Source organism: Micromonospora sp. WMMD975 (assembly GCF_029581215.1).
Lineage (GTDB): Bacteria > Actinomycetota > Actinomycetes > Mycobacteriales > Micromonosporaceae > Micromonospora.
Window position 1 is genome coordinate 193,205 of record NZ_CP120739.1, and the last position, 13,594, is coordinate 206,798.

General features: G+C 74.5%; 14 protein-coding genes. 7 read left to right on the forward strand and 7 right to left on the reverse strand.

The features are described from left to right. Positions 1-30: 30 nt before the first annotated feature. A complete protein-coding gene (locus O7613_RS00885; RefSeq protein WP_281584693.1) occupies positions 31-495 on the forward strand; it encodes a PPOX class F420-dependent oxidoreductase in 465 nt (154 codons plus the stop codon). Here the strand turns inward: O7613_RS00885 and O7613_RS00890 are convergent, their stop codons facing one another. Together O7613_RS00890 and O7613_RS00895 are read right to left on the reverse strand one after the other, a co-directional pair. Further along, positions 496-1,137, reverse strand: a complete 642-nt coding sequence (locus tag O7613_RS00890) for an NAD(P)H-binding protein (RefSeq protein WP_281584692.1) — start codon at positions 1,135-1,137, stop codon at positions 496-498. Between the two features lie 63 nt (positions 1,138-1,200). Then, positions 1,201-2,433 (reverse strand): serine hydrolase domain-containing protein, encoded by a 1,233-nt coding sequence (locus tag O7613_RS00895; protein WP_281584691.1) that lies wholly within the window; start codon positions 2,431-2,433, stop codon positions 1,201-1,203. 65 nt (positions 2,434-2,498) lie between these two features. Between O7613_RS00895 and O7613_RS00900 the strand changes: the two genes are divergently transcribed. The 4 genes from O7613_RS00900 (at position 2,499) to O7613_RS00915 (ending at position 6,249) form a co-directional block, all read left to right on the forward strand. Further along, positions 2,499-3,092: a pentapeptide repeat-containing protein gene (locus tag O7613_RS00900; RefSeq protein WP_281584690.1), complete on the forward strand. Its 594-nt coding sequence runs from the start codon at positions 2,499-2,501 to the stop codon at positions 3,090-3,092. Positions 3,093-3,381: 289 nt separating this feature from the next. After that, a complete protein-coding gene (locus O7613_RS00905; RefSeq protein ID WP_282291483.1) occupies positions 3,382-4,812 on the forward strand; it encodes a hypothetical protein in 1,431 nt (476 codons plus the stop codon). A gap of 143 nt (positions 4,813-4,955) precedes the next feature. Beyond that, a complete protein-coding gene (locus O7613_RS00910) occupies positions 4,956-5,831 on the forward strand; it encodes a hypothetical protein (protein WP_281584688.1) in 876 nt (291 codons plus the stop codon). A gap of 106 nt (positions 5,832-5,937) precedes the next feature. Beyond that, positions 5,938-6,249: a hypothetical protein gene (locus O7613_RS00915; protein WP_281584687.1), complete on the forward strand. Its 312-nt coding sequence runs from the start codon at positions 5,938-5,940 to the stop codon at positions 6,247-6,249. Between the two features lie 17 nt (positions 6,250-6,266). Here the strand turns inward: O7613_RS00915 and O7613_RS00920 are convergent, their stop codons facing one another. After that, the gene (locus tag O7613_RS00920; protein ID WP_281584686.1) at positions 6,267-6,983 is read right to left on the reverse strand and encodes an aquaporin; all 717 of its coding nucleotides are present in this window, start codon (positions 6,981-6,983) and stop codon (positions 6,267-6,269) included. A gap of 241 nt (positions 6,984-7,224) precedes the next feature. On the opposite strand from O7613_RS00920, the gene O7613_RS00925 reads away from it, so the two are divergent. Beyond that, complete coding sequence (locus tag O7613_RS00925) at positions 7,225-7,506, forward strand: iron-sulfur cluster biosynthesis family protein (protein ID WP_281584685.1); 282 nt, start codon at positions 7,225-7,227, stop codon at positions 7,504-7,506. A gap of 1 nt (position 7,507) precedes the next feature. On the opposite strand, the gene O7613_RS00930 is transcribed toward O7613_RS00925, so the two are convergent. Next, positions 7,508-8,608: a hypothetical protein gene (locus O7613_RS00930; protein ID WP_282291484.1), complete on the reverse strand. Its 1,101-nt coding sequence runs from the start codon at positions 8,606-8,608 to the stop codon at positions 7,508-7,510. Positions 8,609-8,790: 182 nt separating this feature from the next. On the opposite strand from O7613_RS00930, the gene O7613_RS00935 reads away from it, so the two are divergent. Beyond that, complete coding sequence (locus O7613_RS00935; RefSeq protein WP_282291485.1) at positions 8,791-10,155, forward strand: cellulose binding domain-containing protein; 1,365 nt, start codon at positions 8,791-8,793, stop codon at positions 10,153-10,155. A 69-nt stretch (positions 10,156-10,224) separates the two neighbouring features. Here the strand turns inward: O7613_RS00935 and O7613_RS00940 are convergent, their stop codons facing one another. From O7613_RS00940 to O7613_RS00950, 3 genes are all read right to left on the reverse strand, one after another. Further along, positions 10,225-10,908: a PepSY domain-containing protein gene (locus O7613_RS00940; protein ID WP_282291487.1), complete on the reverse strand. Its 684-nt coding sequence runs from the start codon at positions 10,906-10,908 to the stop codon at positions 10,225-10,227. 621 nt (positions 10,909-11,529) lie between these two features. Next, positions 11,530-12,807, reverse strand: coding sequence for a HAMP domain-containing sensor histidine kinase (locus O7613_RS00945; protein WP_282291489.1), 1,278 nt, complete (start codon positions 12,805-12,807; stop codon positions 11,530-11,532). After that, a complete protein-coding gene (locus O7613_RS00950) occupies positions 12,804-13,496 on the reverse strand; it encodes a response regulator transcription factor (RefSeq protein ID WP_282291491.1) in 693 nt (230 codons plus the stop codon). Before O7613_RS00950 ends, O7613_RS00945 begins: the two co-directional genes overlap by 4 nt. Between the last annotated feature and the right edge of the window lie 98 nt (positions 13,497-13,594).

Consider the following 13,594-nt stretch of genomic DNA (forward strand, 5'->3'; position numbering starts at 1 on the left):
ATTCGCCCGCCGGCCTGGTAGAACCGTGGGATGCCACGCAGCATCGCGCGCAACACCCGGGTCGACCGGGACGCCCTGACCGAGTTCCTCCGCCCCCGGCACCGCGTCGTGCTCATGACCACCCGCGCCGACGGCCGCCCCCAGTCCTCGCCGGTCTCCTGCGGCGTCGACGCGGAGGGACGGCTCGTCATCTCCACCTACCCGGAGCGGGCCAAGGTGACGAACATCCGCCGCGACCCGCGCGTCTCGGCGTGCGTGCTCTCCGACGACTGGGACGGCCCGTGGGTGCAGGTCGACGGCGTGGCCGAGGTGCTCGACCTGCCGGCGGCGGTGGAGCCGCTGGTCGACTACTTCCGCAGCATCTCCGGCGAGCACCCGGACTGGGACGAATACCGGGCCGCCATGGTCGCGCAGGGCAAGTCGCTGATCCGGGTGACGATCGAGTCCTGGGGTCCGATCGCCACCGGTGGGTTCCCGGCCCGGCTGGCCGACTGATCAGTACGCGGCGGTGAACCGCGCGTTGCCGAACCTCGGGCTCTCGATCTCGTCGACGACCGCCACGGCCAGGTCCTCGTAGGTGAGCACCGAGCGGCCCTGCGCGTCGGTCACCGGGTGGTCGGTGCCGGTGCGGTAGTGCCCGGTCCGCTCGCCGGGGTGGAACTCCAGCGGTGGCGGTGAGACGTACGTCCAGGTCACCCCGTCGGCGCTGGAGCGGTAGAACTCCAGGGCGTCGGCCTGACCCTCGGCCGAGTCGCGGTAGTCGGCCGGGAAGTCCGGTTCGTCCAGATAGCGGGTGCCCGCCGGAGTGAGCAGCGTCGCGCCACCGCCGACGTGGATCACCCGGGGCGGGTCGGGCAGGTCGCGCAGCGTGTCGACGAGCGTCCGGGCGGCGTCGCGCCACAACTCGCGCTCACCGCCGCCGATCGCCACCACCAGCACGTCCGCGCCCTCGGCCAGCTCGCGTACGCTCCGCGCCGAGGTCGCGTCGCCGGTCACCGTGCGGACGCCCGGCGGCAGGTAGCCGACCGCCTCCGGCCGGCGGACCGCCGCGGTGACCCGGTGCCCCCGCTCGACGGCCTCGGCGGCGATCCGGGAGCCCGCCGTCCCACCCGCGCCGAACACGACGATGTCGCTCATGTCTCACAGGCTAGGCAGCGGACCGCCGCCCGGGTGCCGTTCCGCCGAACCGGCCGGGGGCGGTCAGTCGACGAGCGCCGAATAGACGAGCTGGCGCAACTGGCTGCGCAGCGGATAGACGCTCGACGGCATGAGCTGGGTGAAGAGCAGCGCGGTGACCTCCTCCACCGGGTCCACCCAGAACGCGGTGCTGGCCATGCCGCCCCAGTAGTACTGGCCGACGCTGCTCGGCACCCGCGCCGGGACCGGGTCCAGCACCACGGCGAAGCCCAGCCCGAAACCGATCCCGTCGAGGACGGTCTCGGCGAAGCCGTCCGGCGAGAACGAGGCGAGGTCCCGGTTGCCGGGCAGGTGGTTGCGGGTCATGAAGCTCAGCGTGCGCGGGCCGAGCAGGCGGACCCCGTCCAGCTCGCCGCCGCGCAGCAGGAACTGGGTGAAACGGTGGTAGTCGGCGGCCGTGGACACCAGCCCGCCGCCGCCGGAGTGCCAGCCCGGCTCCGCCAGCGCGGCCCGGCCGATCTGGTCGGCGCGTACCGCCTGGCCGGTCGCCGGGTGCGGGGTGTAGAGCGCGGCCAGCCGCTTGGCGTCCGCCGCGTCCACCCACCACCTGGTGTCGGTCATCCCGAGCGGACGGAGGATCCGCTCGGAGAAGAAGGCGTCGAGCGACTGGCCGGACACCACCTCGACCAGGCGGCCGAGCACGTCGGTGGAGACGCCGTAGTTCCAGCTCGTGCCGGGCTGGAAGAGCAGCGGCAGCCGGGCCAGGCCGGCGGACGCCGCGGCGAGGTCCGCCCCCGCCGGCACGCCCAGGTCGAAACCGGCCGCCCGGTAGAGGCCGTCGACCACCGAGACCTGGGCGAAGCCGTACGTCAGGCCGGCGGTGTGGGTGAGCAGGTGCCAGATCCGCACCGGCTCGGTCGCCGGCACGGTGTACGGCTTGAGCACCGAACCCTTGTCGTAGACCCGGACGTCGGCGAACTCCGGCAGCCAGCGGCTGATCGGGTCGGTCAGCTCGAACCGGCCCTCCTCCCAGAGCATCATCGCGGCGACCGAGGTGATCGGCTTGGTCATCGAGTAGATCCGCCACAGCGTGTCCGCCTCGACCGGCGTGCCGGCCTCCCGGTCGCGCAGCCCGTACGCCGTGGAGTGGGCGACCTCGCCGCGGCGGGTGACCACGATCTGCCAGCCGGCGAGCCGGCCGTCGTCGACGTAGCGGGCGAAGTGCTCGTCGATCCGCGCCAACCGGGCGGGATCGAAGCCGACACGGCCGGGATCGGTGCTCACTGCGACGCTCACGCAGCGAACCTACCCGCCGGTACGCCTGGTCGGAAGTGTCGGCCACCGGCACTAGGGTCGACGGCATGCCGGAGCCGGTCGAGGACGCCACCTACCGCCAGCAGGACTGGTACGCCGAAGAGTTGGTCGACAGGCACTTCGTGCGGTGCGAGTTCTTCGACGTCGACCTCACCGAGGCGGCCACCCGAGGCGCCGTCTTCACCGAGTGCGTCTTCGGCACCGTGGCGTTCAACGCCTCCCGGCACACCGACTCGGCGTTCACCCGCTGCACGTTCACCCGGTGCAACCTGTTCGAGGCCGAGTTCACCGGCTGCAAGCTGGTCGGCAGCAGCTTCGACAGGTGCGACATGCGCCCGCTGCGGGTCGACCGGGGCGACTGGTCCTTCGTCGCCCTGCCCGGAGCCGACCTGCGCGGGGCGCGGATCACCGACGTGCGGATGCGTGAGGTCGACCTGTCCGGCGCCGACCTGACCGGCGCGGTGCTCACCGGGGTCGACCTGTCCGGCGCCCAACTGCGCGGCGCCAAGCTGACCCGCGCCGACCTGCGCGGCAGCGATTTGTCCGGGCTCGACCCGACCACTGTCGAGCGCGCCGGGGCGCGGGTCGACGTCGAGCAGGCCGTGGCGCTGGCCCACGCACTCGGCTTCCAGGTCGGCTGAGTTCGCCGGGACAGCGGCGTCGCCTCACCGGCTTGCCGCCTCGTCGCCTCACCGGCTTGCCTCGGCGCCCGCCGTCCGCCGCCCGCCGCCCGCCGCCCGCCGTCCGCCGTCCGCAGCCCGCCGCCTCGGCGAGGGGGCGAGGGTTTTCGCCGGACCGACGCGCGGCAGGTGCCGGCCGTCGGGAAAATTGGCCCGCGCCGACGACTTCTCGAAGATCGAGGCGTGTGTCATCCTGCCCTGCGGTGGACCGCGTTGACGGCCGCCGGCTCCGGCAGCCGAGGGAGGGGCGGTGGCTGAGGACGAGATCACGCAGGCCGGGATCCGGGTGGGTGGCTGGCTGCCCGACGTGCCGGTCGAGCCGCCCGCCACGCCGCCGCCGCCCGCCGGCCCGCGTCGCCTGCCCGGAGATCCGGACCTCGCCGCGACCGAACCCGAGCCGACCGAACCCGAGCCGACCCGCTCTCCGCCCGTCGGTCCTGCGCTTGTCGAACCCCCGCTCGTCGGCCCTTCTCCGATCGGACCTCCGCTCGTCGGCCCGGCGGCCGGCGGTGCCGCGTCGAGCGACCCCGGGCGCGGGCTGAGTGGCGGCCCCGGGTCCGGGCTGAGTGGCGGTGCCGGGTCCGGGCTGAGCGGCCCTGGTTCCGGGCACGCTCCGCTGGTCGGGCCGGCTCCGATCGGGCTCGACGTGGTCGGTCCGGCACCCGGCCGGCGGACGCCGGGATCCGGTCGGGCCGTCTCGCGGGAGGCCCCGGCGCGGCCCCGGCCGGCCGGCGGTTACCCGTTCAAGGACGGCGGCGGGCGACCGGCGACACCCGGCCGGCACACCGCCCCGGAGAGCCTCCGGACACGGCTCGTCGGCCTGACCGGCCCGCTCGCGACCCGGCTGCGCGCGGCATCCAGCCGCCTGCCGCGCGGTCGCCGGCCCGCGGCCCGGCCGGCGTCCGGGACCGCGTCCACCCGCGTCGGCGCGGCCCGGGTCCGGCGGCGGCGCCGGCGGGTCCTCCTGGCCACCGCCGCGCTCACCGTCTCGGTGGTGGCGCTTGCCTACTCCGCCCGGTCACCGGCGCCGGAGCATCGTCGGAGCACCGCGCCGGTCGCGGCGCCGACGGTCTCGACGCAGCCGCCGACGGCGGCGCCCCCCACCGTCGTGCCGGTCACCGGCGACCCGGCCCTGCCCGGCGGGCCGCTGCTCAACCTGGACCAGCAGTCGGTGCCGCCGTCGGTGTCGCTCACCCTGCTCGGCACGCGGGACTGGCGGCACTGGGGTGGCAGCGGCGCGGACAGCGTCCAGCGCAAGCAGCGCGGCACCGGCGAGATCGAGGACCCGGGCGGCGAGCGGCTGGAACACAACGCGGGGGTGTCGGGTCTCAGTTGGACCGACGGGACCCCGGTGGCACGGCAGGAGGGCACCCGGGCGGGCGTCTTCCAACGCGGCGCCGGGAAGAGGTTCACGCTCGCCGTGGCCGGCAGCGGAGACCTGCGGACCGTACGCCTGTTCGTCGGCGTCTTCTCGGCCGGGGCGCGGCTCGACGTCTCGCTCTCCGGCGGTGGCGACCCGGCGGTCCGGGAGGTGGCGCTCGCCCGGGGCGACCAGTTCTACCAGTACGTCGTCCACTTCCGGGCACCGCGCGGCGAGCGGCTGCTGATCAGTTGGCGGGCGCTCTCGGTGACCGGCGGGCAGAACGACGGGGTGTCGTTGGAAGCGATCACGGTAAGCTGACCGCCGGCTCAGCTACCTCTTGGTAACGAACTGGAAACGCCCGTCGGTTCACATATGGCGCAAACGGCCGGCCGGTGACAGCGTGAAGCCCGTCGCGCTCCGCCGCTTCCGGCGTCGCCGCGGGACACGAAGCGGAGGGTGTGGTGGGCGAGGAGGACCGTTCGCGAACCGGCCCCGGCTCGCACCGAGAGGGCCGCCCGCGTACCCGGTCCGCGTTGCGCCGGCTGCGGCGCCGGCGGCGGCTGATGCTGGAGGGCCTGGCCGCGTTCCTCTGCCTGGCGGCGCTCGTGGCCTACCTCGGCACCGAGCGGCACGACTCGCCGCGCGAGGAGAACGCGATGCTGCCGGTGGCGCCGACCGGCCGGGTCGGGCTGCCGAGCGAGGGCGACGCCGCGGTCGCCACCCCCGGCCTGCGACCGCGGCAGCGGACGCCGTCGCCGAGCCCGTCACCGTCCACCGCGCCTCCGTCCACGGTGGCCCCACCGACCGTCGAGGTCAGCCGCGCCGAGGTGCCTGCCCTGGTCGACCTCACCGCTGTGGGCGCCGTCGACTGGGTCCAGTGGGGACTGCTCGGCGCCGACCGGACGGTCCGCAAGAAGGGCGGCTCCGGCGAGATCCGGGACGAGGGCGGCCGGGGCAAACGGGTGAGCTACCGCAACAACCCGGAGGAGTACGCCTGGCGGGACGGCGTCCCGGTGGCCTCGGACAGCGGCACCATGTCCGGGGTCTACGCCTGCGACCGGGGCAGCAGCTTCCGGCTGACGGTGGCCGGTAACGGCCAACCGCGCACCGTGCACCTCTACGCGGGGCTCTGGATGGCCCGCGGCCGGCTCGACGTGCGGGTGACCGGTGGCCCGGTGAGCACGATCCGGATGGAGGACCCGCACACCGCGCTCACCGCCGACTTCACCCTCCGGTTCCGGGCGCCACGCGGCGCGAAGCTGCTGGTGAGCTGGACCGTGGAGGAGTCGCTCGGGCAGTGTGGCAACGTCAGCCTCCAGGCCGTGGCGCTGCGCTGACCGCACACGGGGCCGTCGCGCCGGGACAGTTTGTCCGTCGTGGGCCGGGCCGGGCGGCGTACCTTTCCGATGTCCCGTCCCACCATCCTTTGTGGAGGCTTGACCGATGAGCCGCCTCGCGCCCGTCGCCCCCGCCCGCCCTCCCGCCGACGGCGGCGTGTTGCGGGAGATTCCGCTGCCGCCCTACGTGACGGTCGAGGACGTCCAGTTCGCCGTGCGGGCGGTGGTGGTGCACGCGCCCCGGACCTGGTCGGGCGGGACGATCTGCCGCAACGACGCCAGCCCGTACCCGTGCCGGCTGCACCGCTGGGGGCGGCGGGTGCTCGCACTGCGCGGGCTGCCGCCCGCCGAGATCGACGCGCTGGTCGAGCGCGGCGACCCCACCGCCGAGCCGCACCCCTACCGCCCCGGCGCCTGAGCGTCGGTCCGCCGGTCTCAGGGGCGTGGAGTGACCACCCGTTCCGCCGCGCCACGCCCGCCCGCCCCCGGGCGCAGGACCAGCGGCGCGACCAGGGCGGCAAGCGCGCCACCGAGCAGCGGGAAGACGATGAACACCCAGAGCTGGCGCAGCGCGCTGCCGCCCTGGAACAGGGCCGGGCCGAACGACCGCGCCGGGTTGACCGAGGTGCCGTCCAGGGTGAGCCCGACCAGGTGTGCGGCGGCCAGGGCGAGACCGATCGGCACCCCGGCGAACGCGGCGTGTTCGCCGCGACCGGTCACCACCAGCACCACCAGGACGAACAGGAACGTCAGCACCGTCTCCAGCACGGCGGCGCCACCCAGGTTGATGTGCGCGCCGTACCCGTTGGTGCCGAGCGCGCCGGTCTGGTCGACCACGTCACCCCATCGGGTGAGGGCCCAGATCACGAACGCGGCCACCGTCGCGCCGGCGAACTGCGCGATCCAGTACGCCACCGCGCCCAGCGGGGAGATCTTCCCGGAGAGCAGCACGCCGAGCGTCACCGCCGGGTTGATGTGGCTGCCGGAGAGCGGTCCCATCGCGTAGACGAGCGCCAGCATGGTGAAGCCGAAGGCCAGGGCGACGACCACCACACCACCCTGGACCCGGGCGAAGACGGCGCTGCCCACGCCGAAGAAGATCAGCAGCAGCGAGCCGATGAACTCGGCGGCGTACCTGCGTGGGTCGTCCATGGCCCGAGCTTATGGACCGGCCGGCCGGCCGGTGGGAAAACGCCAGTTCACGTCGGCCGCGGCCGATCACGTTGCTCTATTTGACGGATCCACCGGCAGGGGGCACCGTGGGTGGTGAGGGGCCGGTCCGACCGCCCCGCTTCCGTGCGGCGAACGGCGTTTCGTCCGCTTCTGCCGGTCGCGAGCCGACCGCGTGGGCCGAGTCGCCCGCGAATTCTCACCAGCCACGAGGAGTTCCGCCATGCTGACCATGACCGACAACGCCGTTCTGGTGATCCGTGACCTCGCCGCCCAGCAGGACCTGGCCGACGCGGGTGGGCTGCGTATCGCCGCCGACACCGACGCCGGCTCGCTCTCCATCGAGTTGGTGCCGCAGCCCGTGCAGGGCGACCAGGTGGTGGACACCGAGGGGGCGCGGATCTTCCTGGACTCCGACGCCGCCGAGCTGCTCAACGACACCTCCGTCGACGCGGTCGTCGACGACGAGGGCGTCGTCCAGTTCGGTTTCACCGAGCAGGACTGACTCAGCCGGCGCGGCGGGACTCCCCGCCGCGCTGCGGCCGGCCGGCACGCCCCCGCTCCAGGATGTCCTGGTCGGCCCGCCAGGAGCCGCGCGGCTCCCGGTCGGTCCGGGCCAGCGCGGCCAGCACGTACGCCAGGTGGTGCGACGTGCTCCAGGCGATCCAGGAGGACTCCGAACCCGCCCCGGCACCGCGCCGGGCCCGGCGCAGGACCTCGTGGTCGCCCCAGGAGAAGCCGGCGCCGGCCGCCGGCCAGTGCGGCGCGGCCACGAGCGTGCGGCACAGGTCGGCGAAGCGCTCGTCGCCCCGCCCGCCCCGCCGGCACCAACGGTAGATCCACCACGCCCCGCCCGCCGTCCAGCGCAGCGTCGGCAGCCGGTCGCCCGGGGCGTCCGCGCCGCGCGCCGCGCAACCCACGCCGTAGTCGCCGTACCCCAGCCGCAGATCGGCCAGGCGCTGCCAGAGCAGCCAGTCGTAGCGGTCCAGGCGAACCGGCTCGTCGGTCGGGAGTCGGGACAGCGCCGGCGGCATCCCGCCCGCCGCCACGGTCACCGAACGCCAGGCGTGCCGGCGGGCCCACTGGGCCGCGCGCCGCACCCGTGGCTCGGCAATCCGGACGTCGGCCAGGCAGCACACGTCACCCGCGTCCAGCAGCAGGTCACACTGCTCCGGCACCAACCCGGTCGACCGCCACACCCGCTCCACGGCCGTGGTGGCGGCATCCGGGCCGACCCGGTCCGGGCCGGTGCGCAGCCGGATCACCGCCCGCCCCGCCCAGGCCCGGGCCGCCGCCCCGTGGGCCGCCAGCCGCCGGTCACTCTCCGCGAGGCCGATCACCGGCACCACGGGTACGCCCCAGCGCACCGGATCGTGTTCCGGGGCGTCCGGCAGCGCCGACACGTCCACCGCGGGCACGACCCCGGCGGGCAGTCGCCCGAGTGCGTCGACCGTGCCCGGATCGTTCGCGAGGACGTCGACGACCGGTGCGAGCAGCGCGGCGACGGTGTCGTCGAGGTGGGTCAGAGCTTCCAACTCACCCCGCCGGCCGGACAGCACGGGACGGTAGACCGGGTCCGGCGGTCGGCCTTCGGGTGCGAGGACCATACTTCAATGTAGCGGTTCGATTGCTCTGTGTCACCAGCCGCTCGCGCGGACGGCGTGGATGACATTGACACGTCGAGTGTCGCGGTGGTGGCATGGTCGGGCGGGCACGGCCGGGCAGGACGGGCAACCACCACTCCTGAGCCGACCCGTGCCACGGGTCGGCCCGCCTGGAAGGCCAACCCATGACCCCGCAGTCCCGCCTCCGGTCCGCCGCGGCCCTGGCCGCCGCCGCGACCGCGTTGCTCGTCGCCGGTCAACTGCCCGCGCTCGCGGTCGACGACCCACCCGCGCCGGTGACCGGCAACGCCACCCACTTCGACGGACTCGGCTCCCCGTACGGCGGCTGCGGCCTGCCGCAGTCCGAACTGGACGCGCCGGACTTCGTCGCGCTCAACGTCTATGACATGCCCGGCGACTACACGTCCTATCCGGTCCGGCCGCTGCCGCCGGCGCAGGCGGACCGGATCGGGCTGTGGAACAACGGCCTCAACTGCGGCCGGTTCGTCCAGGTGACCATCGGCGACCGCTGCACCGGCACCAACGACGGCGCGCCGGGGCAACCGTTCTGCCGCAACGGATCCTGGGTCGCCGACGGCTACAACGGGGCGACCCTGACCATGGTGGTTGCCGACTCCTGCGGCGACGGCAACGCCTGGTGCCGGGACGACCGCAACCACCTGGACCTGTCCACCGGCTCCCTGAACCGCTTCGCCCGCGACGGCGTCCCGGTCGGTGACCTCTATCCGAACCACTGGAACAACCGCCGGGTCTCCTGGTCGTTCGTGCCGGCGCCCGACTACTCCGGCGACATCCGGATCGCGTTCCTGCGTGGCGCGCAACGCTACTGGCCGGCCATCGCGGTCTCCCACCTGGCCAACGGCATCCACGGGGTGGAGTACCTGTCCGGCGGCGTGTGGCGGGCCGCCACCATGAACAGCGACATGGGTCAGGCGTACGTGCTCGGCGCGGACGGCACCGACTTCCAGATCCGGGTGCGGGACGTCACCGGCGAGCTGATCAACGGCGGCCGGGTGTACCGGTTCTCGCTGCCGTCCTCGTGCGGCGGCACCTGCTCGGCCGCGTACACGCCGGTCGCCTACACCACGTCGGACGGCTCGACGGGGTCGCCGACCGCGTCGCCCAGCCCGACCGTGTCGCCCAGCCCGACCGTGTCGCCGAGCCCGACCATCTCGCCCAGCCCGACGGTTTCGCCGAGCCCGACGCCCACCGGCACGCCCCCGTCCGGTACGGGGTGCGCGGCGACCTGGACGGTCACCGGCGCGTGGGCGGGCGGTTTCCAGGCCGAGGTGACCGTGCGCAACACCGGCACGTCCGCCGCCACCGGATGGAGCAGTGAGGTCGTCTTCGCCGGCGGGCAGCGGTTGGTGAACGCGTGGAACGCCGCCGCGACCCAGACCGGCGCGCGGGTGACCGCCACGAACGCGGCCTGGAACGGCGCCCTACCGGCCGGCGGTTCCACCAGTTGGGGCCTGGTCGCCTCCGGCGACAACCAGGCGCCGTCCGAGCTGCGGTGCACGCTGCAGTGAGAACGGCAGGGCCGGGTACGGAGATCGCTCCGCGCCCGGCCCCCGGCCCTCCGGCCCCCGATCGTCACGTCAGTCGTCGTCGCGATCGTCGCCGTGATCGTGGCCGTGGTCGTCGCTCCGGTCGTCCGTGCCCCGGTCGTCGCGTCCGCTGTGGTCGTCGCGTCCGCCCCGGTCGTCGGCGTCGGGCCGTAGCCGCTCGGCCGCCAGGACCGCGCCGGTGCCCCGGTCGACCTTGACCTCGTGCCGCCATCCGTCCCGGACGACCTTCACGCTCCACGCCGGACGGCCGTGCTCGGTCTCCGCCTCGATCTCGGTGACCCGGCCGCCGCCGGTACGGGCCAGCGCCACCTCGGCGGCCCGCTGCCGGCTCACCGCGCGGCCGGCCGCCGGGGCGGTGCCCGTGCCGTCGTCGTCCCGGCCCTGCCGGGCCGGGTTGTCCTCACCGCTCGTGGCGGCCGGGGCCGACCCGTCGTCGGCCGTCGCCGCACGGGCCGGATTGTCGTCGCCTCTGTTCGTCGACCGGGCCGGATCGTCCTCGGCCCCGTTCGCCGACCGAGCCGGGTTGTCGTCGCCGGGCGCCGTTCCGGCCGAATCGTCGTCACCGACCCGGGCCGGGTCGTCCGCCACCGTCACGGCGGCCGGTGTGGAACGCCCGCTCGACCGGTCCGCCGCGGTCACGCCGAGCGCCACGCCGGTCACCGCCAGCACGGCGACCCCACCGGCCGCCGCGAGCACCAGGGAAGTGCGTCGCATGGTCACCACCTTTCCTCGATTCCTGCCGTCGACGATGCGCGCCGGGCGGTGAGCGTCGCGCTAGCCGAAAGACAAGGCGGGGTTAAGGGCTGCCGGCGGCGGACCGGAGGACACCCCTTCGCGAGGTCGATCATCCACTCCCCGACCGCTGGAGATCTGACCGGTAAACTGACCCAGCTTGCACCCGTTTGGCCGCCTTGATGCCCGCGGTGCTCGGGAGACGTCGGTCGGCCGGACGCCAGTTCGGTGAAGTGGGGGTATCCGACCACCGGCGATGCCACCACTTCACCGAACTGGTGTTGATCATGGCCGAAACGACCGCCGGCCGCCCTTGCGCGCACGAGACCCGGCCGGAGAGTAGACCACCGTGCGGCCGGTTGCCCGTTTTCACGCCTGCGCGGCGTCCCGAAGAGACCAGGTGACTTGGTATGAAAACGCCCCTAGAAGGGCCATTCCGCACCAAGATCTCACCGACCCCGGAAGCACGACGCGCTCCGTCACTCGATAACCGCCCCCGCCCCCACCTGCGTGATCATGAAGTTAGCGGCGCCTAGGGAGAGCTTGAGTTCAAGAGGCGGGGGAGCGGGAACGAGTCAGCCGCAGCGCGACACGGCGGGACGGTCAGTGCGGACGCGCGACGTCCAGCCGGAGCACCACCCGGGCCCCGCCGCCCGCGTTCGTCGACAGCTCCAGCCGGCCGCCGCCCGCGCGGGCGGCCCGCTCGGCGATGTCCAGGCCGAGCCCGGTCGACCCGGCCCGGCTGGCCCCCCGCCGCACCGGGCCGGGCGGCAGCCCCGGGCCGCGGTCGGCCACGGTCAGCGCCGCCTCGTCATCCTCCGCCGTGAGCCGCACCGTGAACGGGGTGCCGTCGGGCGTGTGGGCGAACACGTTGCCCAGCAGCGCGTCCACGGCGGCGGCCAGCTCGTCACCGCCCAGCCGCACCGGCAGCGGGCCGGGAGCGAGGTCGAGCGTCACGACCCGGCCGGTGTCCTCCGCGAGCACCGACCAGAACGTCACCCGTTCGCCGACCACGGCCGCCGCGTCGCAGCTGCCCCCGGCCACCGCCGTGCTGCGCCACCGGGCCTGCCGGATCACGCCGGTCACGGCCCGTTCCAGGCCGTCGACCGCGGCGGTCAGGCGGGCGGCGTCGTCGTGGTCCCGCAACGACTCGGCCTCCAGCCGCAACGCTGTCAACGGGGTACGCAAGCGGTGCGACAGGTCGGCCACCTGCTCGCGTTCCTCGCGCAGCAGCACCTGGATCCGTTCGGCGAGGTGGTTCAACGCGCCGGCGACCTCCCGCAGCTCGGCCGGCCCGGCCGGTTCGACGCGGGCGTCGAGTTCGGCGTTCGCGAGCCGGTGGGAGACGGCGGACAGCGCCGAGATCGGCCGGACCAGGGTGCCGGCCAGCCGGTCGGCGACCACGAGGCCGACAAGCACGAGCAACGCGCCGAGCAGCGCCAGGACCAGCCAGGCGCGGGTCACGCCGGCGGTCAGCTCGGCCGGGGGGACGACGGTACGAATGACGCCGGTCCCCTCCGGGCGACCCTGCACCGCGACGACCACCTCCCGCCCGGCGTCGGACTCGACGGTCAGGCTCTGCCCCCGGGCGGCCAGCGCGACCGCCGGGGTGCGCGGCGCCCGCGCGCCGAGCACGGTTCCGTCGGCGAGGTAGACGCTCACCTCACGGCCGGTGTCGGTGGCGAGCTGGTCCACGGTCAGCCCGACGGTCTCCGGTGCGGCCGTGCCGACGACCGCGACCAGGCGCTGCACGTCGGCGGTGGCCCGGGCGGTCGCGCGGTCCGCGGCGACGGTACGCACCAGCACCGCGAGCGGCACCAGGAACGCGATCATGACGAGCACCCCGACGGCCGCGACCAGGAGGGTCAACCGGCCCCTCACCCGTCGCCCCCCGGCACGTCCAGCCGCACCCCGACGCCGCGCACCGTGTGCAGGTAGCGCGGCGCCTGGGCGCTTTCGCCGAGCTTGCGGCGCAACCAGGACAGGTGTACGTCGACGGTCTTGTCGGCGCCGCCGTACGGGATCCGCCAGACCTCGGTGAGCAACTCCCGTTTGGTGACGACCTGCCCGGGCCGGCCGGCCAGATGATGCAACAGGTCGAATTCGCGGGGGGTCAGCTCCACCGGCGCGCCGTCGAGCGTGACCTGGCGTGCGCGCCTGTCGATCCGCAGCCCGCCGACCACGAGCGCGGTCTCGGTCGCGCCGCCACTCGCGGCGCGTCGCAGCACCGCGCGGACCCGCGCGTCCAGTTGGGCGGCGGTGAACGGCTTCACCAGGTAGTCGTCGGCGCCCGCGTCGAGCAGGCGGACGATCTCGACCTCGTCGTCGCGGGCGGTCGCCACCACGACCGGCACCGCGCTTACCGCGCGCAGCATCCGCAGCAACTCGCCGCCGTCCAGGTCGGGCAGGCCGAGGTCGAGCACGACCAGGTCGGGCCGGTCGTCGAGGGCGTCGCGCAGCCCGTCCAGGGCGGTCGACGCCGCCGCGACGGCGTGCCCGAACTCGCGTAGGGCGCGCAGCAGCGGAGTGCGGATGGTCAGGTCGTCCTCGATGAGCAGCAGGCGCGCCACGCAGGCAGAGTAGCCCCCGTCGGGGACGCCGCCGAGGCTCCTTAACCGGACCTTAGCCTCGCCCGGAGACCCGCCCAACCCGGTCGCGGGGCACACTC

Coding starts and splice junctions, on each gene's coding strand:
- O7613_RS00890 (WP_281584692.1), bottom strand. CDS start 1,137: ATGAGCGACATCGTCGTGTTCGGCGCGGGTGGGACGGCGGGCTCCCGG.
- O7613_RS00925 (WP_281584685.1), top strand. CDS start 7,225: ATGCTGACCATGACCGACAACGCCGTTCTGGTGATCCGTGACCTCGCC.
- O7613_RS00920 (WP_281584686.1), bottom strand. CDS start 6,983: ATGGACGACCCACGCAGGTACGCCGCCGAGTTCATCGGCTCGCTGCTG.
- O7613_RS00900 (WP_281584690.1), top strand. CDS start 2,499: ATGCCGGAGCCGGTCGAGGACGCCACCTACCGCCAGCAGGACTGGTAC.
- O7613_RS00930 (WP_282291484.1), bottom strand. CDS start 8,608: ATGGTCCTCGCACCCGAAGGCCGACCGCCGGACCCGGTCTACCGTCCC.
- O7613_RS00885 (WP_281584693.1), top strand. CDS start 31: ATGCCACGCAGCATCGCGCGCAACACCCGGGTCGACCGGGACGCCCTG.
- O7613_RS00915 (WP_281584687.1), top strand. CDS start 5,938: ATGAGCCGCCTCGCGCCCGTCGCCCCCGCCCGCCCTCCCGCCGACGGC.
- O7613_RS00935 (WP_282291485.1), top strand. CDS start 8,791: ATGACCCCGCAGTCCCGCCTCCGGTCCGCCGCGGCCCTGGCCGCCGCC.
- O7613_RS00940 (WP_282291487.1), bottom strand. CDS start 10,908: ATGCGACGCACTTCCCTGGTGCTCGCGGCGGCCGGTGGGGTCGCCGTG.